The organism is Streptomyces sp. NPDC050988 (genome assembly GCF_044456225.1).
Lineage (GTDB): Bacteria > Actinomycetota > Actinomycetes > Streptomycetales > Streptomycetaceae > Streptomyces.
Genome location: NZ_JBITFQ010000002.1, coordinates 558,151 through 579,975 on the forward strand (window position 1 = coordinate 558,151; position 21,825 = coordinate 579,975).

A 21,825-nucleotide genomic window follows, 5' to 3' on the forward strand; every position below is an offset into this window, starting at 1 on the left:
GAAGTGCCGGATGAAGGTTCTCCGCGATGGGCCTTCACAGGTGGGCGCCCGGCGGGTTCGGGCGTGCGAGGCCGAGGTCGTAGGCCAGGATCGTGACCTGTACGCGGTCGCGCAGCCCGAGTTTGCGGAGCAGGGCGTTGACGTGGGACTTCACGGTGCCGACGGTGATGCCCAGTTCTTCGGCGATCTCCGAGTTGTTGAGTCCGGACGCGACCAGGGTGAGGACGTTGCGTTGGCTGCCGGTGAGGCTGTCCAACTCTCGGGGGCCGGCGTCGGCCCGGCTCGCGGCGCCCGTTCCGGACGAGTAGTGGCCAATGAGCCGCCGGGTCGCCGACGGGGCGAGCACGCTCTCGCCCGCGGCCACCACCCGTATGCCCTGCAGCAGTTCGGCGGGGTGCACGTCCTTCAGCAGGAACCCGGAGGCACCCGCGCGCAGCGCGTCGAAGACGTACGAGTCGAGGTCGAAGGTGGTCAACACCAGAACCCGGGGCGCGTCCTGGCGGCCGGTGATGATCCGGGTGGCCGCGATGCCGTCCAGTTCGGGCATCCGGACGTCCATGACGACCACGTCGGGCGCCAGTTCTTCGGCGAGGTGTACCGCCGCGGCTCCGTCGGCGGCCTCACCGACGACCGTCATGTCCTCCTCGGCGTCGATCATGGCGGCGAACCCCGCCCGTACGACGCCTTGGTCGTCGACGACCAGCACTCTGAGACTCATCGTTCCCCCTCTTCATGGCCCTGTTGCTCATGGCCCTGTTCTTCGTGGCTCTGCTGCGGAACGAGTGGCAGCCGGAGGCGGACCGTGTCCGGCGCGTCGGTGGTCAGGGTGCCGTCCAGCGCCGCGACCCGCGCCGACAGCCGCTCCCGTACGGCGGGGTGGGCCGCGCGGGGTACTCCGGTGGCCGTGAGCGTCAACGTACCGTCGTCCGCGTCGAGTTCGAGCACCGCGGGCTCGGCCCCGCCGGCGGCCAGTATCATCTCGGCGGCATGGTAGGCGGCCAGGTCCACCACGGTGGGCAGGCGCTCGGGCACGCGGTCGCTCAGCCGTATCTCGACGTCGCGGCCGGTGGCCCGGGTCTGGTGGGCGAGCAGATCCAGGGCCTGAAGCGTGGGCTGCGGCCGTAGTTCGGGCTCCGCCTCACCTGCCCGGACCGTGTCGAGGAGGGCGCGCATCGCGGCCAGGGCCTCGCGGGCGCGTTCGGCGGTCATGTCGAGGCGGCCCGCCTCCGCCTCCGCGACCATTCCCGCGGTGCGCGCCAGCACGGTGGTCTCCAGCCCGGCGGCGATCCGACGGCGCTCGGCCCACGCGTCCCGGACGGCCTCCTCGGTCCAGGTGGCGAGGCGTTCGTCCCGGGTGCCACGGGCGGCCCGGTCGCGCCGCCCGCGCAGGGTTCCGGCCTGACGGGCGGCGCCGACCACCAGGGATGCCCCGGCCGTCATCGCCGCGGCGACCGCCCAGGCGGGGATCGCCGTGCCCCGTTCCAGAACGGCGACGGTCGCAGCCGCCGCGTGCACCACCACGGCCGCGACAGAGAGGACCGACAGGGCCTTCAGGATTGCGCGCGGGCGGCTTTCGGCAGCGGACGGACCGGCGGCGGGGTACGCCTCGTCCGAGGCAGGGTCAGGGGCAGTGGCAGTGGCAGTGGCAGTGGCAGTGGCAGTGGCGTTACGGGCCGCGTCCGCGGCCAGCGCCGCGCAGGTGGCGAGCATGCTCAGCGCCGGCGGCAGGAGGACCGGACCGGTGTAGTCGCCCGTGGCCATCGCCGGCGGCCAGAGCAGGGCCAGACCGAGCAGGACGCCCTGGGCGGCGCGGGGCGCCCGGCGCAGCCAGAGCAGCGCCAGCGCCTGTGCCGCGGCCAGCAACGCGAAGAGGACCCCGGCGGACACGTGCGAGCTGCTCGACGTGGTCTCCGTCCGGACGACCAGCACCGGAAGCAGTGGCTGCACGCAAAGGCCGACGGCAGCCGTCACCTGCGCAAGGCGGTAGCTCCACGGAACGGCCCCCCGCACCGGGGCGGCGGTCCGACCGGGCAGTACCGCTCTCACCTCCCAACCGCCGTCCGCCGTCGGGCCGCTGGTCAGTGTGCCGCCCGCCTCCCGTGCCCGGGACCGCAGGAAGCCCTGGCCGCGTCCGCCGCCGAGACCCGCACCGTGTGCCGCGGAACCGGGCGGCGGTGCCGCGCTCGTGACCACGATGTCCGTGCGGGTGTCGCCGTACCGGCACAGCACCCTCGTCCGCGCACCGGGGGCGTGCCGGGCCACGTTGGTCAGCGCCTCGCGCACGATGCCGTACGCCGCGTCCGCCACGGCGCCTTCCGGCAGTGGGTCGATCTCACAGTCCACCTCCTGGCCCAGCCGGCGGAACCCCGCGACCAGGCCCCGCAGCCGTTCCTCCGGCGAAGGCAGGTCCTCCCGTGAGGGCGCCGGTGCCCGGACCGCGCCGAGCGCCCGGGTGACCTCGCGCCCGGTCTCGGCCGCGAACTCCAGTGCCTCGTCTGCCATTTCGGGGCGACGGTCCCGCAACCCGAGGGCCGCCCCCGCCGTGACCACCACGGCCGTCAGATGGTGGGCGCTGACGTCGTGCAACTCCCTTTCCATGCGGCGCCGTTCGACTGCCGGAAGGCGGTGCCGCTCCATCTCGGCCCGCCTCAGCAGTTGTTCGGCCGTGCGCCGGACGCGACGGGTCCTGCGTACGAAGAGGCCGGCGCCGCACGCGACGGCGTACAGCAGAGCCGTCAGGACGAGGTCGAGTCCGTTCCGGTCGCTGAGGCCGTGCAGGGTGAGGCCGTACAGCAGTTGCCAGAGGGCGAGTGCCACCACGCACAACACGGTGGTGAAGGTGTCGCGTTCGGTCGCCACTGTGAACAGGGCCAGCGCGACACCCGCGGTTCCGAGTACCGCCATCGCCCCGGTGGGCAGTGGACCGGCGCCCACCGCGCAGGCTGCGGCGACCACAAGGAGGGTGACGACCGGGCGGGTACGGCGGAGAGCGAGGGCGGCCGTCACCAGTCCGGCGACCAGGGCCGCCAGAAGAAGGGAGGACGACGGCGCGACGGCTCCGCGCACCAGTGCCGCACCGGGCCACACCGCGGCCTGGGCGCAGATCAGCAGTACCGGGAGCAGCCGGTCGTCGGTGTCGGCGTTGACGTCGGAGCCGAAGCCGGAGCCGGTGTCGGTGTCGGTGTCGGAGCCGGTGTCGGTGTCGGTTCGATTCATGGCGGACCAAGGCTATGTCCGCAGGTGAGCAGCCCGGCTCCGGCTGGAGGCGGATTTCGTTCTCTTACCTGGGTTGCAGATACGGCGGTACGCGGATGACGGACGGACGGTGGACTGCCCGGGAGCGTTCTCTATCTCCGGTTCGAGACGGCATTCATCCCGCAGCGCGAGGACCGCGCAATACCTCGCGCCATAAGCTCGATCCCATCGAGAAGGCGATCGACCAGCGGTTCACTTCCTTTCCTCGAATCGCCATTACGTGCATCGCTTTCCGTGCTTTTCCGCAGATGAAGACATCTGCTCCAAAACGAATTCAGGGGGATCTTCCATGTCCAAGCACATTCTCGTGTCGTCGCTCATCGGAGTTTTCGTCGTCGGCGGAATTACCGCCGGTGGCTTCGCCGTGGCCTCGGCCTCCGCCGCCGACGAGCCGACTCTGAAGAACGGCTCGGCCCGCTACGTCGCCCCGTCCGACGGCGGCGCGGGGAAGCTCACCTTCACCGCGGACGTGCGTGACGACTCGGGCATCCGGGGCCTCAAGGTCCTTGCGTGGCCCGCGAGTTCGAAGCTCGACCCGACCGAGGCCGAGCTCCGGTCCGTGGACAGCGCCACGTGCGAGAGGACCTCGGACGAGACGTCCCGCTGCACCTACACGCTGAGGGTCACGAAGGAGGAGGCGGCCGAGCTGGACCGGGGCACCTGGTACGTCTCGGCGCTCGCGGCGGCCAAGGACGGGGACACGACGTTCGTGTCCCGCGCCGCGTCCTTCGACGTCACGCGCTGACCCACCACCGCGGCCGGGTGCCTCAGGGCACCCGGCCGTTCGGGGCGGTGTCCGAAGGTGAGCCGCAGGGCCCCGCGTGCGGTCGTCAGGCCATTGTCGGACCCTGGTGCTTTCATGGGAACCATGACCAGCAGAAGTGTCGTCGTCGAGCGGCGCATCGCCGCGGCCCAGGGACCGGTGTGGGAGGCCATCACCGATCTGGCCGGTATGCAGCACGTCCTCAGCAGCGTCTCGAAGGTCGAGGTCCTCACGGAGGGCGCCTTCGGCGTCGGCACGCGGTGGCGCGAGACGCGGCGCATGTTCGGCAAGGACGCCACCGAAGAGATGTGGGTGACGGCCAGCGAGCCCCCCGAGCGATATGTGGTGGAGGCCGAGTCCCACGGCTCGCGCTACATCTCGGAGTGGATGCTGCGAGCCGACGGACCGGTGACGACGACGGTCCGCATGACGTTCTCGGCCGTGCCGACCGGTGGCGTCGCGGGCGTGCTGGCCAAGGTCATGGGCCGCCTGGGGGCGCGAGCGGTCAGCAAGGCCATCGCAAAGGACCTCGAAGACATCGCCGCGGCGCTGGAGGGCCGCAGCGGCTGAGCCACGCGGCCCTCCGCCCTTCGGCTATCCCTCCGCCCTCCTGCTATCCCTTCACGGCTCCGGCGGTGAGCCCCTGGACGATGTGGCGGCTGGCGAAGGCGAACAGCAGCATCGTCGGCAGGATGGTCAGGACCGCGGCCGCGGACATGGATCCCCAGTCGATGTTGAAGCTGGAGATGAAGCCGTTCAGGGCCGTGGGGACGGTCTTGTTGCTGTCACTGTTCATCAGCGTCACCGACAGGAACAGCTCGTTCCAGCAGTTGACGAAGTTGAAGATGAACGCGGCCACGATCCCGGGACGCATCACCGGCAGCAGTACCCGGAACAGTGCTCCGAACCGGGACAGGCCGTCGATCATGGCGGCCTCCTCCAGCGCGTCCGGGATGTTCTCGAAGAAGCCGCGGAGCATCACCGTGCAGAAGGGGATGCACACGGCGACGTACACGAGGATGAGCCCGAGCCTGTTGTCGACGAGGTTGAGGTCGGTCATGAGCAGGTACAGCGGTCCCAGCGCGATGAAGGTCGGGATCATCTGGGTGACCAGCGCGGCCATCAGCAGGGCGGACTTGGTGCGGAACTCGAAGCGGGCCAGCACGTAGGCCGACAGCATCGAGATCGCGGTGGCCACGACGCCCGCCACGAACGCGACGAGGAGGCTGTTGGTGAGGTAGACGCCGAAGTCGGCCTTGCCGAAGAGCCCGCTGTAGTTCTCCAGCGAGAAGTGCTCGGGCCAGTAGGCGATCGGGAAGGCGAAGATGTCGCCGGGCGCCTTCAGGGACGTGATGGTGATCCAGTAGAGCGGGAAGACCGTGAAGACCAGCCACAACCCCAGGAAGGTGAATTTGGTTGCCCGGCCCGCCGTGGACTCCTTGCCGATCACGACTTCACCTCTCGCTTCTCACGCGTGGCCAGGAGGAAGAAGACCGCGAACACCAGCAGCGTGGCCACGATGATGAGCCCGAGTGCGGAAGCCCTGCCGTAGTCGCCCTGCTGAGTGATCTTGATCATCCAGGTGGTCACGATGTGCGTCTCGTTGTTCGGCCCGCCGCCGGTCATTCCGAAGATCAGGTCGGGGAAGTTGAAGATCCAGATGACGCGCAGCAGGACGGTGAGCGCGAGCGTGACCCGGATGTACGGAATGGTGATCTGGAAGAGGGTGCGCACCTTGCCCGCGCCGTCGAGCGCCGCCGCCTCGTACAGCTCCTCGGGGATGGACTGCAGCGCGGCCAGGATCATGATGGTGAAGAAGGTGACGCCGTACCAGATGTTGGCGACCACGACGGCGAACATCGCGGTCTGCGGGTCAGCCAGCCAGGCGACCGGTTCGTCGATCAGGCCGACCTTCTGGAGCAGGTCGTTGACGACGCCGAACTCGCTGTTGAACATCCAGCGGAACAGGATGCCGATGAGGAAGCCGGAGATCGCCCAGGGGAAGAAGATGAGCGCCTGGTAGAGGCCCCGGAAGCGGAACTTCTTGCGCAGCCACAGCGCCAGGGCGAAGCCGATCACCAGCTGGGGCACGATCGAACCGAACACCCAGATCCCGGTGTTGCCCAGCACGGTGCCCCAGGCGGGGTCGGCGAAGACGTCGCGGAAGTTCTTCAGGCCCACCCAGGAGGTGTCGGTCAGGTCCGCCAGTTTCCAGTTGCGGAAGGCCATCTGGCTGCCGGCGATCATCGGGTAGTACGTGAAGACCGCCACGAAGACCGCGGCCGGTGCCATGAAGGCGGCGATCAGGAAGCCGCGCCGGGCGGTGAACTCCGGCTTGCGGCGGCCTCGTTGCGTGCCGCGGCCGGGCGGGGTGCCTCCGGTTCCGGAGGGCCCCGCCGACGCCGATTTCGTCGTCTCCGTCGTTTTCGTCGTGTCGGACGCGGTGGGCATGGTCAGTTCTCCTGCTGCCGCTTCTCGGTCCAGTACGCGTCCCAGCCGTCGAGCAGCTTCTCGGGAGTCGTCTTGCCCAGCACCATCTTCTGGATGTCCGCGTCGGCCTTCTGCTGCCACTCCGCCCACCAGGCGACGCCGCGCGGCTGGCTGACGTTGAGGTAGGTGTCCGGGTTCTCCGTCATGGTCACGTAGCTGGACCAGGGGCCGGTCTTGTAGAAGGGGTCCTCGGTCGCCGACTTGAGGATCGGCACCAGGCTGTTCTTCTTGGTGAAGGCCGTCGACGCCTTGCCCTCGGAGAGGAACTCGACCAGCTTGACGGCCTCCGCCTTGTGCTTGCTGCCGTCCGCGATCCCCCAGCCTGCGGTGGCAAGCGGCTGTACGGTCTTGCCGCTCGGCCCTGCCACCAGCGGGGCGGTGTCCCACTGGTCCTTCGCGATCGCCTTGGACTCCGAGACGGTGGCGATGACTTCCGGGTCCTGGAGCAGGAAGGCCGTGGAACCGTTGGAGAAGCCCTCGACCATCTCCGGATAGCCCCAGGAGACCGACGACTTGGGCGACGCCTCCTTGAAGAGCTTGAGGTAGGTCTTCATCGCGTCGACGGCCTCAGGGGCGGCGAAGATCGTGCTGCCGTCCTTCACCTTGAAGCCGTCGGCGGGGTCGATCCTGTCGGCGACGTACGCCTCGATGACCGCGGTGGCGTTGCCGTTGGCGTTGGCCCCGCCGCGGAAGGCGTACCCGTACCGGCGCTTGGCCGGATCGTGGATGGCGGAGGCCTGTTCGAGCAGCTCGTCCCAGGTGGCCGGGGGCTTGTCGAAGCCGGCCTCCTTGATCAGGTCGGTGCGGTAGAAGACGCTCAGGCCGTAGAAGCCGTACGGGACGAAGTACGTCTTGCCGGTGGCGGTCTCGGATGCCTTGACGGCGTTCTCCGTCATCGCCTCCCAGCCCTTCCAGGGCTTGAGGTCCTTCTTCATGTCGTACAGCCAGCCGTTGTTCGACCACGGGCCAACCGTGGTGTCCCGTACTTCGAGGGTGTCCACGCCGCTGCCGGACTGGAGCATCTGCTGGATCTTCTGGTCCGCCTGCTCGGTGGGCGGCGAGATCAGATTGACCTTGATCTTGGAGTTCTGCTTCTCGAAGTCCGCTATCAGGCTCTTCAGCAGGTCCGTGCGGGCGGGGTTCGTCAGGCTCTCGACCATGTTGAGGGTGACCGTTCCGCCGGCTTCTCCGCCGCTCATGGCGGAGCAGCCGGTGAGGACCATGGTGGCTGCTGTGCCGAGGGCGAGAGCTGCCGTCCTTCTACTCATCGTGCCGACCTCTTCCTTGGATACGGGCGCGCTGGCTGTGGCTTCGGGGGTGGGGGGCCGTGGTGTCGGGGGGGGGCCGTGGTGTCGGGGGCCGTGCTGTCGGGGCCTGGTGTCGTCGGGGAATGGTGGTGTCGCGCCGTCGACACCACGGCCCGGGCTGTCAGTGGGCCGCGTGGGCCCATTCACCGATGACGGGGACGCAGTCCTCGGCGAAGTACTCGTAGTCGGCGGCGGTGTTGTAGACGTGTGCGGACAGCCGCATGTAGCCGATGCCGTCGAAGCTGGTGAAGGCCGCTTCCACGCCCAGTTCCCGGGCCGCTCGGTCGCGCAGTGCGTCCGCCTCGATCCGGCTGCCCGCCAGTCCCTCGGGCAGCCGGACGAGCCGCATCCCGGGAACCGGCATGCCCACGTCGACGATGCCGGGGACGGCGCCCAGTTCGGCGAAGGCGGCTCCGACGAGGCGCTCGGCATAGCCGGCCAGGTCGTCCATGTACTGGCGTGCGGTGTCCCAGTCCCAGGTGCGGTCGACGAAGTCCAGTGCCGTCGACGCGGCGAGATAGCCGGTGACGTCCACCGTGCCCTGCTGGTCGAAGCGGTCGGGATAGGGATCGGGGGCGCCCCACGAGTCGATCAGCGGATAGAGGTCCTCGCGCTGCGCCCCGCGTGCGACCAGCGCTGCCGTCCCGCGCGGCGCGCAGCCCCACTTGTGCAGGTTGCCGACCCAGAAGTCGCAGGTCAGGCCGTCGAGCGGGGCGGCGAGCAGGCCGGGGGCGTGCGCGCCGTCCACGAGCAGGGGGATCCCGAGCCGCGCGGCCTCGGCGCCGATCCGCTCGACCGGCATCCGGCGTGCGGTCGCCGAGGTGATCTGGTCGACGACGATGAGATCCGTGGCGTCGTCGACCTCCGCCATCACGGCCTCGTACGCCTGCTCCTCGTCCGCGTCCAGCGGCACCCGGGCGGTGCGGACCTCGCCGCCCCAGCGCCGGGCCAGCCGTTCGGCGCCCATGGTCACGGCTCCGTAGCCGTGGTCGGTGACGACGATCGCGCCGCCGCGGCGGCGCGGGAGAGCGTTGAGTACGACGCTGACTCCGGCGCTCGCGTTGGGCACCAGGGCGAGGTCGTCGGGGGTGGCCCGCAGAAAGGCCGCGAGATCGACCCGGGCGTCGGCGATCTTCTGCGGCAGCGCGGGGAACCACACGACCGGGGAGCTGTCCATCTCGGCCCTCAGTTCGTTCTGCCGCTCCTGCGCCACCAGCGGGACCGCCCCGAACGAGCCGTGGTTCAGGTGCTTCATGACGGGGTCCAGCGACCACGCCCGGGCGGCGGGCCGGCCGTCCGCCAGCAGCAGGGGACGCGGGGCGGTGGTGACCTCGGTCTCGCTCACATCACTCCACATCTACCGAACCCGAGTGCCACCAGACATCAGAGGATGACGACGACACGTATGATGACTCGGCATCCTGGCAGGCGTTTTCCGGCCTCGCAAGGGTCATGCAGCGAAAGTCATCAGATGACTCCCGGCCGATACATCCGAGACATCAGATGACTGACTACAGTGCCCGAGGGTCTCGGTGGTGCCGCCGGCCCGTCAGGGGAGGAATCGGATGTCCGCAGTCGACAAGGCGTTCCACGGTCTGCGTCACATGATCGCGACGGGGCGTCTGGGCCCGGGAGACCGCATCCCGCCCGAGGCCGAGCTCGGCGAGGAGCTGGGCGTCTCGCGGGGTCCGTTGCGCGAGGCCGTACGGATGCTCGCGGCGCTCGGTGTGGTGGAGCCGCGGCACGGTTCGGGCACCTACGTCTCGCAGCTCCGGCCCGAGGACGTCATCGGAAGTCTCTCGCTGACCCTCGAACTCCTGCCGCTGTCCGGCCTGTTGGAGGTCTACGAGATCCGGCGGGTGCTGGAGGCGCATGTCGCCGCGAAGGCCGCCGCGCGCCGGACCCCCGAGACGGTGAAGACGCTCTACTCGCTCATCGAGTCCATGGAGGCCACCGAGGACCCCACCGAGGCCTCGGAGCTCGACCACCGATTCCACGCCGAGGTGGCGCGGGCCGCCGAGAACCCCACGCTCGCCTCCCTGCTCGCGGTCTTCCGCGCCCGCTCCCGCAAGTACCAGGTCTTCACCCTCCCCGAGGGCCCGGAGATGCGACGCAAGAGCGACGCGGACCACCGGGTCCTCGCCACGGCGATCGCCGACCGCGACCCGGGCGCCGCCGCCGGCGCGGCCGAGGCGCACGTCGCCCAGACGGAACGGTGGCTGCGCGCCTTCATGCCACCGGTGGAGGAGAACGACGGCGGACCGGAGGACACCGCGAGCTGACGTCGCCCGTTCTCGGAGCACGGTCAGTCGCGGGCGGTCACCCGTATCGGGTGAGGAGTGACTGGAGGTAGTCCTCCAACCGGTTGGTGAGCGTCTTGGGTGTCAGGTCATGTCTGCCCAGTTCCCGCCAGGGCCCGGCGACCTTCCCCGCGTCCGGTGCGAAGGCGAGGGCATCCAGCAGACGCCAGTACAGGTGGGCTCCGGGCTCCCAGTCGAGCGCTCCCCCAGCCGCCAAGTAGTCGTCGGCCAGGCCCATTCCGGCCTCGACGCCGTGCAGCAGGGCGAGCGCGGTGGAGCAGTGGGCCACGTCCAGGTCTGCCGGACCCCAGGAGGTCTCCACCCAGTCCACGACCCCGGTGACCGCCAAGTCCGCGCCATGGCCGGTGAAGAGGACGTTGCCGGGGTGAAAGTCTCGGTGCAGAAAACAGGGCCGGTAGGGCGGGGGCGGACGACGGATGACGTCCACGGCCCGTCGCCACAGCTCGGGCCGCCGCGTGCCTTCGGGCAACCGCACGCGATCGGGTGCCGTCCAGGCCTCGTACGTACGAGGCCGTGTCCGCGTCGGCACGAACAGCCCGTGGAGGTTGAGGAGTTGTCGAGCCAGTAGCTCGATCCTGCGCGGTACGTCCTCGTCGTCGTCCAGCCTGACACGTCCAGGCAGCCAGGACATCAGGAGCGAGGGGTGGTCGCAGTGCTCCGCCAGGGCATCCACACCATGGAAGTCGGCGGCCGGCACGGGCGTCTCCACGAGGAACCTCAGCATGTCCGCTTCGCGCGTGAGCAGCGCCTGCGCGTGCTTGACGAAGAACGGCTTGACGAACGACCGCAGGACGAGGGACCGGGGTTCGCCCTTCCCTGCGATGTCGAGACGGCGCATCTGCGAGGTCCAGCCGCCGCGCAGCGGGGCGACGGCCGTGATGCGATCGCCTTCATCCAGCGTCTTCTCCACCCAGGCACGGGTGTTGGACCAGCCCCGATCGTCCACTCCGGCACCCATGACGTCCGCATGCTCCCCCGTGTCCACGAGGACAGCCTACTGATCACCAAGTGGCCCGGAACTCAATAGAATCGCGCGATGGTGACCTTCGAGATCGACGATGTGACGCCCGCTGTCGAGCCGTTGCCCACCCGGCCTCTCGGTGACCTGGTCGTGGACGCGCTCGCCGTTGGCGGTGACCCGAACACCCCGGTCGTCGAGCCGAACGGTGTGCATCCGCTGCTCGGGGCGGTGGGGCGCGCGTTCGCCGATCACCGTCGGCTCGTGCTCACTCCGGACGCGGTGTGGCTGACGATCGCGCAGGGCCTCGCCCAGCACATCCGTCTGCACGCCGAGGAACTGCGGCCGAGGCTGGTGCGTCACGCGGGCCGCAAACGGCTCACCGTGACCGTCGACGGGCCGATGCCGCACGACCCGAACTCCTGGCAGGACGCTGTGGAGTTGTTCCACGAACTGCTCGCGGCGGAGATCGACGGCACCGGCACGACCGCCGACCTCTTCGAGTGCGACTTCTCCACCAGTACCGACGTCGAGCGGGTCGTGGGGCGCATCGTCATGCTCGACGCGTACGCGCCGTACTTCGCCGTGTGGATGACCTTCGTCTGCGGAATCCCGTCGATCACGCTGGCCGGCACGGTCGAGGACTGGCAGCGGATCCGCGCACGGCTGGACGCGGTCGCCGAGCTGGGCTTGGAGACGTGGTGCCGGTCGCTCGTCCCGATGGCCGACCAGTTCGTCCGTGCCGCGGCGGGCGACGTCGACACCGCGTTCTGGCGCCGCATCTACAGCCCGGTCGACGCCTACGGCGGCGAGGTGGTCACCGGGTGGATCGCGCGGTTCTATCCGTACCTGACCCGCCACGGTGTCGTCACTAGGCCGAATCCACTGCTGGAACTCCCCCTCGACGAACCGCGCGACCTGACCCTCGACGGCATGTTCTACACAGGCCCAGGAGTGCGCAGCGACGACGTGCCGGCCACCCTGTCACGGCTGGTCGTCCACATCAACGATCGGGTGGAAGGCGACAATCGAGTGGTCGCCCTGCATGCCGGACTCGTGGGTGTCGGCCAGGACGACGACGGATCGCTGCGGCCGGTGGCGGGCTGGCATCTCGCGTCGGCTGCGGTCGAGATGGACGACGTGATCGACCGGATCGTACGTGACCATGCCACCACCCCCACGCGGTCTCCGGACGGGCTCTGGTTCGAAGGGTGCGCGGACCTGGTGGCGCTCTACAGCCGTGTCGGCTCCGCGACACTGTTCGACGGCGCCTGGCGACTGCGGCCCATCGCCGACCGCCGCACGGTGTGGCGCGGCCACCGCGCGCACTCGATCGCGGTCGTCATCGACCTCGCGGACGGCCGGAGCCTCGGCGCTGTCGACAACTCCCTTACAGGGGCCACCCATTGGGTCGGCTGCCGGATCGGGGAAGCACCGTCCGACAGCGAAGACACGAACCGCCCGCGCCTCCACCTCATCGACGAGCCGAACGAGGTCCCGGTGTACGGCACTTCACTCGCCTTCCTCCTCGACGCGGCCCTGGAGTCGGGCGGTGACATCGCGCACCTGGAGACCGGCCGACTCGACGAACTGGACCGCGGCCTCGTCTGACCGAGGCGACCGGATCCAGGGTTCGGGAACCGGCGGGCGGCACGCCGCCGGGCGAGCCGCCCGGTCGGACCACCGGTGTCAGGCGCTGTACTGGTGAGCCGGATACGTCAGATATCCGGCGTCGCCGCCCTGGTAGTAGGTCGCCTCGTCGACGGGCGCGACGGGGACACCCGTGCGCAGGCGTTCCACCAGGTCGGGGTTGGCGATGAAGGCGCGGCCGAAGCTGATGAGGTCCGCTCCCAGACCGAGCCAGTGGTCGGCCTCGGACCGGCCGGTCTGCTTGGGCCCCATGGGGACGACCGGGTTCATGACGAGATTGCCCGGCCAGGCACGGCGGAGTGCCACCAACACCTCTTCGTCCGCGGTCGCTTCGAGATGGACGTACGCCAACTCCAGCCGGGCCAACTCGCCGAGCAGGGCGGTGTAGAGCTCCGTGACGTCCGACTCCCGCACGCCCCAGAACGTCCCACCCGGGGAGAGCCGGATGCCCGTGTGCGCCGCGCCGACCGCCTCGACGGTCTCGGACACCGCCTCGACGGCGAACCTGATCCGGTGGGCCACGGAGCCTCCGTACCCGTCCGTGCGCAGGTTGGCGTTGGACGAGAGGAACTGTGAGATCAGGTATCCGTTGGCTCCGTGCAGTTCCACTCCGTCGAATCCAGCGCCCACGGCCCGGCGTGCCGCGTCGGCGTAGGAGCGGGCGTGCTCCGGGACCTCCGAGGTCTCCAGCGCCCGGGGTACGGGGGCCGGCTGGGGCCCGGTCGGCGTGAAGACGTCGCCGACGGCGGGCACGGCCGACGGGCCGACGGGCCGCATGCCTGTGGTGTCGGGATGCGAGACGCGCCCGCCGTGCATGAGCTGGGCGAAGATCCGTCCGCCGTTGGCGTGCACGGCGTCCGTCACCGGCTGCCACGAGGCCTGCTGCTCCTCGGTGTGCAGACCGGGCGTGCCCGGGTTGGACTGCCCGATCAGGCTCGGCTGGACGCCCTCGCTCACGATCAGCCCGGCGGTCGCGCGCTGGGCGTAGTAGGTGGCCATCGACGGCGTCGCCAGGCCACCGGCAGCGGCCCTCACCCGGGTCATGGGGGCCATCACGACGCGGTTGGGCAGCGTCAGTTCGCCGAGCTGATGGCGCTGGAACAGGCTCGTCACTTCAGGACTCCTTCGCGATCCGGTGGCCCGGGTCCCGGGCACGTCGGCTACGCTAAAACCTGACATTGACGTCAGAGGCAAGGCCTGTGTCGCAGGTAACAACGGGGAGCGGGGAGAACGGCATGCGTATCGGAGAGCTCGCCGAACAGGCAGGCGTCAGCGTCCGGTCGCTGCGCTACTACGAGGAACAGGGCCTGCTCACCAGCACCCGCAGTGCCAGTGGCCAGCGGCACTACACGGACTACGAGGTCGAGCGGGTCACGTTCATCCAGCGGCTGTACGCGGCCGGCCTGTCCAGCCGGACCATCACCGAACTGCTCCCCTGCGTCGACTCTCCCAGCGAGGAGAACTCGGACGCCGCCCTCGAACGCATGGGCCAGGAACGCGACCGGCTCACCGCACACATCGAGGAACTCGTTCAGACCCGCGATGCCCTGGACGGCCTGATGGCCTCGGCCCGAGCACACCGCGAGCAGTTCCAGGCGGCCGCCTCCACCTGACACCTCCACCTGACACCTCCGCCTGACTCCACCGCCCGCGCTCCGCCCGACGCGGTGACACAGGACAAAGCGGGCCTCACCATGTACGTATGACGGACGAGACGATCGTGAACACGCATCAGGCCGAGGCCTGGAACGGCTATGAGGGCACCCACTGGGCCGATCACCAGACGCGCTACGACAATCTCAACGACGCCGCCAACGAGCCTCTCCTGGCCGCCGCCCGTATCAAGGACACCGACGCGGTCCTCGACATCGGCTGCGGCAACGGACGTCTCACCCGCCTCGCGGCCGGCCTGGGGGCCCGAGCCCTTGGTGTCGATCTGTCCATGCCGATGCTGGCGCGGGCCAGGGCGAGCGCCGCCGAGGAGAAGCTCGACAACGTCTCCTTCGTACAGGGCGACGCCCAGGTGTACCCCTTTCCCGAGGCGGGCTTCGACGTGGCGCTCAGCCGCTTCGGGGTGATGTTCTTCGCCGATCCGGTGGCCGCGTTCTCCAATATCGGACGGGCTCTGCGGCCGGGCGGACGCCTCGCCTTCGTCTGTCCGCAGGCCTTCAGCCGTATGGAACAGTCCGTCGTCCTCGCCGCCGTCGCCGAGCACGTGCCCCTGCCCGACCTGTCCCAGGAGACGACGACAGGCCCCGCCTCCTTCGCCGACCCCGGGCGCACCACGGGCGTTCTGCGCGGCGCCGGGTTCGAGGACGCCGACGCAGAGGCGATCGAACGGACTCAGCTGTGGGGCGCGGACGCGGAGGACGCCGCCACCTTCCTCTTCGGCTGGGGCCCCATGCGGCACTGGCTGCGGGACGCCGACCCGCAGGCCACGGAGCGTGCCCGGCGCGCTGCGGTCGACGCCTTCCGCGCCTACGAGTCGGACACCGGCGTGCGGCTGACAGCCCGACTCTGGCTGGTGACCGCCACCTGGCCGGCAGTCGCGTGAACAAGCCGACCGCGGGGCGGGGAGCAGCGATGGCAACGGGGGTAGCGGCATGATCCGGCCACTTCTCTACCTCGACGTGGACGGGCCGCTCAACCCCTACGCCGCCAAGCCGCACCGGCGGCCCGCGGGGTACGACACGCATCGGATGAAGCCCGAGGGCTGGATCGCTCAGCACCCCAGTACGCCACGGGCCTACGTGAAGCCGCTGCGGGTGTGGCTCAACCCCGAACACGGTTCCCGGCTACGGGAGTTGGGCGAGCGATACGACCTGGTGTGGGCGACCACCTGGGGCGCGGAGGCCAACACGTTCATCGGGCCTGTCATCGGCCTTCCGCGGTTGCCGGTCGTGGACTGGCCCACGACACATGACATACGCCCGGACGGCACGTTCTGGAAGACCCGTCACCTGGTCGCTCACGCCGAGGGCCGCCCTTTCGCGTGGGTCGACGACGACCTCGACGACACCGACCGCGCCTTCGTCGCCTCGCACCACGGGGGCCCGGCGCTTCTCCATCATGTCGACGCCCGGGTCGGGCTGCTCGACACCGACTTCGCCGTCCTCGACTCCTTCGCCCGCGGGCTGTGATCCTCGGCGGACCCACTCGGGCCGTACAACCTCCGGTCGGCTCGGAGGTCTTCCTTTCCGGGGTGCGACATGGGATCGGAACACCAGATCGCCTTCTTCCTGAGGGAGTTGGCGGGTCGGAATACACAGCGTCGCGTGGCGGCGGCGAAGGGGCTGGGCAAGGTCGGCCGTCGCGAGCACGCCTGGGTGCTCGCCGAGACGGCCGGTGACCCGGTGCCCCAGGTCCGCGAGGCCGCGGCCATCGGCCTCGGCCGGCTCGGGGTGCCGGAGGCGGGCGAGAAGGTGCTGCCGCTCCTGATGGGCGACATGGATCCATGGGTACGCCGCAGGGCCTCGCTCGCCGCGATCCACCTTGGTCTTCACGGCGACGGAATCGTGCGTGCCTTCACGAAGCTGCTCGACGACCCGGAGTATCACGTCCGTATCAACGCTCTCGTCGGCCTGACGGCATTGGGCGTGCCCGGCGATGTGCCGACGCTGGTGAGCCTGCTCGGCGATCCGGACGGCGCCGTGTGGGGACGGGCCCGGAGCCTGATCTACGAGCTGAGGGACGATCCGGCCGTGAAGGCCGAGGTGATCCGGACGGCCCGGCAGGGCGAAGGCGCCGCACGCGTGGAGGCACTCACGTTGCTGCCGGGCCGGTGCACCGAGCGACTGCTCGACTCGCTGCTCGCCGGGCTGAGCGACCCGTCCCCCGATGTACGGATCGCGGTGGCGTCGCGACTGTCCGACGTGGAGACACCACGGATTCGTGACGCTCTTGCCACCGCGCTCGACGTGGAACAGAGCCCGGCCGTGGCGGCGCGTCTGCTGCGCATGCTGGAACAGCCGGGCGACCAGCAACTGATCGGCCCGGCACGGCGATGGCTGCGCGACCCGGTGGCCGGTCCGGCGGCCGCTCGCGCCTTGGGAGAGGTGGACACCGGGACCGCCGTGGATCACCTGCGCGGCGTCGTCGCCGACACGGCGATACCGGGACCGACCCGTGCCGCCGCCGCGAAAGCCATCGGCGAGTGCGGGAGATGGGACGCCGTATGGCTCCTGCTCCCGCTGCTCGACGACCCGGACACGGACGTGCGGACAGGTGCCGTCGACGGCCTGGGCGCAGCCGTCTACGGCGGGCTGCGCCTCTGGGAGCGTCGGCCCGTGACCCGGGCCCTGGTCGCTCGCCTCACCGCCGAGCCGAGCACCGCCTGGCGGACGGCCTATGCCCTGATCGGGCTGGCGGACGCCCTGCCGGACCTGCGACACCTGGCCGACAGCGCCGAGGAGGACGAGGTCCGGGCCGCGGTGCTCCCGCTGCTCGTCCCGGAAGACCGCGATGGCCCGGGTCACGGGAACTACGGCGCCGAGGAGGACCTACGCCGCTTGGTGCGGGGTCTCGACGACCCTCAGGAGCCGGTCCGGTACAGCGCCGCGCACGCTCTCAGCAAGTGGCTCGAGGTCGGCTTCGCGCCCCCGCCGGACCGCGAGGCGCTGCACGAGCGACTGACGGCCCTGGCCTCGGACCCGTCCCCGCTGCTGCGGCAGGCCGCGGCCGCCGTGCTCCAGGCCCTTGCGGATCCAGGTGGCCGGAACTGACCGCCACGGAAAACCACCTGACAGGTCGACCTCGGGGCGCTACTGTCGCTCGCGATGACGACTCACTCTGTTCACAGAATGGGGGTCCCGTCCGCGCAAGGTGAGTGCTGATGCTCACTGACACCGCGTACGAGGATCTCCGCCTTTCCTTCTGGCCGCGCGTGCGAGAGTTCGCCGTGCCGCCCTCCATGATCGAGACCGCGACCGCCCGTCGCCGTGCCGGGGACTGGGCCGGGGCATGCGCCGCCGCGGGTGTGGATGTCGATCTCGATCTGCGGTCCCTGGCTCGTACCCGAGGCCGGGACCTCGCCGCCCAAGTCCGCGCGGATCTCCGCCACTTGGCTCCCGACCTGCTGCGCTGGCACATGCCGAGGATCGCTCCCCACGGGTTGCTGCGGCCAGGCCTGACGATCGCCCTGACGCGGTACGACGCGGTGGAGCGTGACGGCCCGGGCACGCGTGACAGCCCCGGCACGGTGTGTCTGGTGGTCCGGACGGCTCCCGCCTGGGCGGACGCCGGTCAGCGCATCAGCCTCGCGCTGTGGGACGGATCCCATGCCGATGCCGACGCCCGCCGTCACCCGCACCCCCGGCCGAACCGGCGGTTCCGCCTGGATCTGCACCGTCATCTGTGGGACGCGCGCAGGAGCGATGAGCTACGGGTCCGGTCGGGAGCCGATCGGCCGGCCGGCGAGGGCCTTCCCTCGGTGACGGCAGGTGAGGGCCTTCCCTCGCTGACGGCAGGTGAGGTCCTTCCCTGGCTGACGGCCGGTGAGGGCCTCGCCCTGGTGAACCCGGATGTGCCGGAGCTGGAGCCGGTGCCGTGGGATCCGCGCTGTGCCGTCGACCGGTGGGCCGCCGAGGCCCGGATACTGCTCCGCGCCGAGGGACGGTCCACCGGTACCGTCGCCGTACGAGTGGGATCCGGGCAGCGGTTGCTGCTGGACCTGGTCGCGGACGGTGAGGGCCCGGGGTCGCACGGGTTCACCGTCGCGGTGGCGCCCACGAAAGGCGCCACCGCAGCGCTGCCCGTCCTGCCCGACGCGGCGACCTGGACGCTGCCCGACCTGGAGCTGATCCGGAGCGGTTCGATCGAGCTCGATCAGCTGCACCCGCTGGTCGCTTCGGCGTTGGCACCGGACCACTCCCCGGCAGGTCCCTTCCGGACCCGCGAGCGGGCCCCCACGCTGCCAGGGCAACCGCACCTCGTGGAGTGCCGGGGAGAACAGCACCGGATCGGCCTGGTCGACGGTGTCCTGTCCCCGCTGGACCACGACCCCGGAGAGATCCGCCGGGAGGAACTCCTGGCCGAGCTGACCGGCACACCACTCCCCTGCCTCCAGACCATCGACACGGCCCACCGTCATCCGGACTGCCTCACCGGTGTCCGGGAGCGCCTCCACCACGGCGACATCGCCGGAGCGCTGGCCGTCGTCGAGGGCCTGCTGGGTCCCGACGCACTGCTGCGCGACGGCGCGCTGCGGGACGAACTGGAGAAGGCCGCGCGGCGGCGCGTCACGTACGGGCTCTTCCGGGCGGACCTCGTCGGCCCGGGGCCCGGCCGCGTCCGCCCGAGTCTGCCTCGTCCTCCCGGCCACCGCTCCCATCCACGCCACACGACCGGCCGCTGATCCAGGGACATCTCTCCCTGTCTTCCACTCCCGCCTGCCCCATCCGCACCCCTGTCCTTAGTCGCCCCTGCCTTTACTCGCCCCTGCCTCACTCGCCGCTCCACGAACCCTCAGGTGATCAAACATGCCCTCATACAGCCCGTTCGCCGCGCCCAGCGCACCCTCCGACTCGACGGACCACATTTCCCAACTGGACATAGCGGGCGACCTGTTGGCCCGTCTGCACGACACCACCACCGAACCGCGCCCCGACATCCAACTGGAGGCCCTCACGCTGGCCGTCGCCGCGGACCTGCCCGTCCTCCTGTGGGGCGAGCCGGGTATCGGCAAGACAGCGGCCCTGACACAGCTCGCCGCGTCCCTGGACCTTCCGCTGACCACCGTCATCGCCAGCGTGCACGAGCCGTCGGACTTCTCCGGGCTGCCCGTCATCGGCGACGATCCCGCGGAACAGGGCGTCCCGATGGCCCCGCCGGACTGGGCGGTCCGACTCGTACGAGCCGGCCGCGGGCTGCTGTTCCTGGACGAGTTGTCCACCGCGCCGCCCGCCGTGCAGGCCGCGCTGCTTCGCCTCGTACTCGAACGGCGCATCGGCGCCCTGCAGTTGCCGCCCGGCGTACGCATCGTGGCCGCCGCCAATCCGCGGTCCTCGGCGGCCGACGGCTGGGAGCTGAGCCCGCCCCTGGCCAACCGGTTCGTCCATCTCCACTGGACCCATGACCACGACGTGGTGGTTCGCGGTCTCGGCGGGACCTGGCCGCGGGCCACACTGCCGCGGCTGGATCCGGAGCGGCTGCCGGAGGCCGTGGGCTTCGCCCGTCGCGCCGTGTGCGAACTCCTCTCCGCCCGCCCCGGACTCGTACACCGGCTGCCGAGCAACGAGACGCGCCGGGGCGGGCCTTGGCCGTCACCCCGCAGCTGGGAGATGACCCTGTGCCTGATCGCCTTCGCGACCGCGGCCGGTTCCTCCAGGGAGGTGCTGTCCCTGCTCGTCAGGGGAACGGTGGGCGACGGCCCAGGTCTGGAACTGCTGGCCGGCCTGGACCGGATGGACCTCCCGGACCCCGAACTGCTGCTCGCCGACCCGGAGTCCGCCGCCCTGCCCGAGCGCGGGGACCTGCGCCAGGCCGTGCTCGACGGTGTCGTGGCCGCCGTCCGCAAGCGCCCGGACAAGGCGCGCTGGGACGCCGCGTGGGCGCTGCTGGTGCGGGCGCTGGACACCGGAGCCCCGGACCTGGTGGTCGTCCCGGCGACCACACTCGCCTCGCTGCGTCAGCAGGACTGGGACGTTCCGGCATCGATCGAACGGCTTGCCGGAGCGGTGTCCATCTCCCGGCGGGCAGACCGGGCGGCGGCCCGGGCCGCGGTCGCCACCGGGGCGAGCCGGTGATCCCGGATCCGCCGAGGGCGCTGGACCTCGACAAGCTCTTCGCCGCCCGGTTGCAGGCGGCCCGAGCCCGGCCCTACCTGGCGACGGCCCTGTTCGCCCTGCACACCGTGGAGTCACGTTCGGTACCGACGATGGGCGTCGACCGGCACTGGCGGTGCTACGTCTCACCGGCGTTCGTCGATCGCACGCCGGTGGAGGAGCTGGCCGGTGTGTGGGTGCACGAGGTGTCGCACCTGCTGCGCGACCACCACGGGCGCAGTGACAGGGTCGCCAGGGAGCGCGGACTGACCGGCCCCGGGGAACGGCTGCGGATGAACATCGCCGCGGACTGCGAGATCAACGACGACGCGTACGGCGACGGGTTGGCCTGGCCCCAGGACGTCGTCGAGCCGGGCACCCTGGGGCTGCCCGAGGGGCAGCTCATGGAGGACTATCTGCGACAGTTCCGGCTCGGGCCGCGCACCCAGGACCACGCCTGGCTGGACTGCGGCAGTGGCGCGGACGGTCTGGACAGGGAGTGGGAACTGGGACCGAACGGCGCGCACGGCCTCAGCGCGCAGGAACGCGACGCGGTTAGGTTCCGGGTGGCGCAGGGCATCAAGGGCCGTCCGGGGAGTGCCCCCAAGGCATGGCGGCGATGGGCCGACGAGGCCTTCCAACCACCGCAGCCGTGGCGGGAGTTGCTGGGCGCGGCGATCCGTTCGGCGACCTCGGGCTCCGGCGCGGGCCAGGACTACAGCTACGGCCGTCCGTCACGCCGGTCGGCCGGAGTGCCGGGCGTCGTGCTCCCCAGTCTCCGGCGCAGACCGCCCCGGGTCTCCGTGATCATCGACACCTCGGGCTCGGTCAGCGACGCCGAACTGGGCGGCGCTCTCAGCGAGGTTGCCGCGATCTCCCGTGCCGTGGGTGGCCGCCGGGACCTGGTCTCCGTGCTGCCGTGCGACGCGTCCGCCGAGGTCGTGCACCCGCTGTGCAGTGCCGAGGGGATTCCACTGCTGGGCGGCGGGGGCACGGACCTGCGCACGGGCTTCGCCAAGGCGCTCCGCACCCGGCCGCGGCCGGACGTCGTCGTGGTCCTGACCGACGGTCAGACACCCTGGCCGAGCGCGCAGCCGTCCTGCCGGACGGTGGTGGGTCTGTTCCCCCGGCCGTACGGCTCCGGGTCGTGGGACGAGGACGATCCAGAGTACGTCCCCGACCCCCCGCCCACGTGGGCTCGTGTGGTGGAGATCGGCTCGGCTCCCGCCGGTCGGTGATCCTTTCAGTTCAACTCGCTTATCTGGGGCCTGAGTTCATGCTCGTGGCCCGACTGGCGTGATGTCCGGCTCGGCGATCCCGG

At 70.6% G+C, this 21,825-nt stretch carries 19 protein-coding genes; 11 read left to right on the plus strand and 8 right to left on the minus strand.

Annotated features, from left to right (window positions below; genetic code table 11):
- Window positions 1-34 precede the first annotated feature (34 nt).
- Both ACIBEI_RS07370 and ACIBEI_RS07375 read right to left on the minus strand, forming a co-directional pair.
- Window positions 35-718, minus strand: coding sequence for a response regulator (locus ACIBEI_RS07370; RefSeq protein ID WP_398885981.1), 684 nt, complete (start codon window positions 716-718; stop codon window positions 35-37).
- Window positions 715-3,216, minus strand: a complete 2,502-nt coding sequence (locus tag ACIBEI_RS07375) for a histidine kinase (RefSeq protein WP_398885983.1) — start codon at window positions 3,214-3,216, stop codon at window positions 715-717. The genes ACIBEI_RS07370 and ACIBEI_RS07375 overlap by 4 nt, the downstream gene beginning before the upstream one ends.
- 328 nt (window positions 3,217-3,544) lie before the next feature.
- Here ACIBEI_RS07375 and ACIBEI_RS07380 point away from each other — a divergent pair, with 328 nt between their 5' ends.
- On the plus strand, window positions 3,545-4,000 hold the full coding sequence (locus ACIBEI_RS07380; RefSeq protein ID WP_398885985.1) for a DUF5707 domain-containing protein: 456 nt from the start codon (window positions 3,545-3,547) through the stop codon (window positions 3,998-4,000).
- Window positions 4,001-4,123: 123 nt separating this feature from the next.
- Window positions 4,124-4,588: an SRPBCC family protein gene (locus tag ACIBEI_RS07385; protein ID WP_398885987.1), complete on the plus strand. Its 465-nt coding sequence runs from the start codon at window positions 4,124-4,126 to the stop codon at window positions 4,586-4,588.
- Between the two features lie 43 nt (window positions 4,589-4,631).
- On the opposite strand, the gene ACIBEI_RS07390 is transcribed toward ACIBEI_RS07385, so the two are convergent.
- The 4 genes from ACIBEI_RS07390 to ACIBEI_RS07405 all read right to left on the minus strand — a co-directional run bounded on the left by ACIBEI_RS07390 (window position 4,632) and on the right by ACIBEI_RS07405 (window position 9,160).
- The gene (locus ACIBEI_RS07390) at window positions 4,632-5,468 is read right to left on the minus strand and encodes a carbohydrate ABC transporter permease (RefSeq protein WP_398885989.1); all 837 of its coding nucleotides are present in this window, start codon (window positions 5,466-5,468) and stop codon (window positions 4,632-4,634) included.
- The gene (locus ACIBEI_RS07395) at window positions 5,465-6,469 is read right to left on the minus strand and encodes a carbohydrate ABC transporter permease (protein WP_398885991.1); all 1,005 of its coding nucleotides are present in this window, start codon (window positions 6,467-6,469) and stop codon (window positions 5,465-5,467) included. The genes ACIBEI_RS07390 and ACIBEI_RS07395 overlap by 4 nt, the downstream gene beginning before the upstream one ends.
- 2 nt (window positions 6,470-6,471) lie before the next feature.
- The gene (locus ACIBEI_RS07400; RefSeq protein WP_398885993.1) at window positions 6,472-7,776 is read right to left on the minus strand and encodes an ABC transporter substrate-binding protein; all 1,305 of its coding nucleotides are present in this window, start codon (window positions 7,774-7,776) and stop codon (window positions 6,472-6,474) included.
- 160 nt (window positions 7,777-7,936) lie between these two features.
- Window positions 7,937-9,160, minus strand: coding sequence for an aminotransferase class V-fold PLP-dependent enzyme (locus tag ACIBEI_RS07405; protein WP_398885995.1), 1,224 nt, complete (start codon window positions 9,158-9,160; stop codon window positions 7,937-7,939).
- Between the two features lie 220 nt (window positions 9,161-9,380).
- Between ACIBEI_RS07405 and ACIBEI_RS07410 the strand changes: the two genes are divergently transcribed.
- Complete coding sequence (locus ACIBEI_RS07410) at window positions 9,381-10,097, plus strand: FadR/GntR family transcriptional regulator (RefSeq protein WP_398885997.1); 717 nt, start codon at window positions 9,381-9,383, stop codon at window positions 10,095-10,097.
- A 37-nt stretch (window positions 10,098-10,134) separates the two neighbouring features.
- Here the strand turns inward: ACIBEI_RS07410 and ACIBEI_RS07415 are convergent, their stop codons facing one another.
- The gene (locus ACIBEI_RS07415; RefSeq protein ID WP_398886337.1) at window positions 10,135-11,094 is read right to left on the minus strand and encodes a phosphotransferase family protein; all 960 of its coding nucleotides are present in this window, start codon (window positions 11,092-11,094) and stop codon (window positions 10,135-10,137) included.
- 78 nt (window positions 11,095-11,172) lie between these two features.
- On the opposite strand from ACIBEI_RS07415, the gene ACIBEI_RS07420 reads away from it, so the two are divergent.
- Window positions 11,173-12,705, plus strand: coding sequence for a DUF4419 domain-containing protein (locus ACIBEI_RS07420; protein ID WP_398885999.1), 1,533 nt, complete (start codon window positions 11,173-11,175; stop codon window positions 12,703-12,705).
- Between the two features lie 78 nt (window positions 12,706-12,783).
- On the opposite strand, the gene ACIBEI_RS07425 is transcribed toward ACIBEI_RS07420, so the two are convergent.
- Window positions 12,784-13,857, minus strand: coding sequence for an alkene reductase (locus tag ACIBEI_RS07425; protein WP_398886001.1), 1,074 nt, complete (start codon window positions 13,855-13,857; stop codon window positions 12,784-12,786).
- A 122-nt stretch (window positions 13,858-13,979) separates the two neighbouring features.
- On the opposite strand from ACIBEI_RS07425, the gene ACIBEI_RS07430 reads away from it, so the two are divergent.
- The 7 genes from ACIBEI_RS07430 to ACIBEI_RS07460 all read left to right on the plus strand — a co-directional run bounded on the left by ACIBEI_RS07430 (window position 13,980) and on the right by ACIBEI_RS07460 (window position 21,742).
- Complete coding sequence (locus tag ACIBEI_RS07430) at window positions 13,980-14,357, plus strand: MerR family transcriptional regulator (RefSeq protein ID WP_398886003.1); 378 nt, start codon at window positions 13,980-13,982, stop codon at window positions 14,355-14,357.
- 89 nt (window positions 14,358-14,446) lie between these two features.
- Entirely contained in the window at window positions 14,447-15,298 is an 852-nt protein-coding gene (locus tag ACIBEI_RS07435) for a class I SAM-dependent methyltransferase (protein ID WP_398886005.1), read from the plus strand.
- A 49-nt stretch (window positions 15,299-15,347) separates the two neighbouring features.
- Entirely contained in the window at window positions 15,348-15,884 is a 537-nt protein-coding gene (locus tag ACIBEI_RS07440) for a hypothetical protein (RefSeq protein WP_398886007.1), read from the plus strand.
- Window positions 15,885-15,953: 69 nt separating this feature from the next.
- Window positions 15,954-17,465 carry a HEAT repeat domain-containing protein gene (locus ACIBEI_RS07445; protein WP_398886009.1) on the plus strand — a complete coding sequence of 504 codons (1,512 nt, stop codon included), beginning with the start codon at window positions 15,954-15,956 and terminating at the stop codon, window positions 17,463-17,465.
- 110 nt (window positions 17,466-17,575) lie between these two features.
- Entirely contained in the window at window positions 17,576-19,096 is a 1,521-nt protein-coding gene (locus ACIBEI_RS07450; RefSeq protein ID WP_398886010.1) for a hypothetical protein, read from the plus strand.
- A 124-nt stretch (window positions 19,097-19,220) separates the two neighbouring features.
- Window positions 19,221-20,486: an AAA family ATPase gene (locus tag ACIBEI_RS07455; RefSeq protein ID WP_398886012.1), complete on the plus strand. Its 1,266-nt coding sequence runs from the start codon at window positions 19,221-19,223 to the stop codon at window positions 20,484-20,486.
- The gene (locus tag ACIBEI_RS07460) at window positions 20,483-21,742 is read left to right on the plus strand and encodes a VWA-like domain-containing protein (protein ID WP_398886014.1); all 1,260 of its coding nucleotides are present in this window, start codon (window positions 20,483-20,485) and stop codon (window positions 21,740-21,742) included. Before ACIBEI_RS07455 ends, ACIBEI_RS07460 begins: the two co-directional genes overlap by 4 nt.
- Window positions 21,743-21,825: the final 83 nt, after the last annotated feature.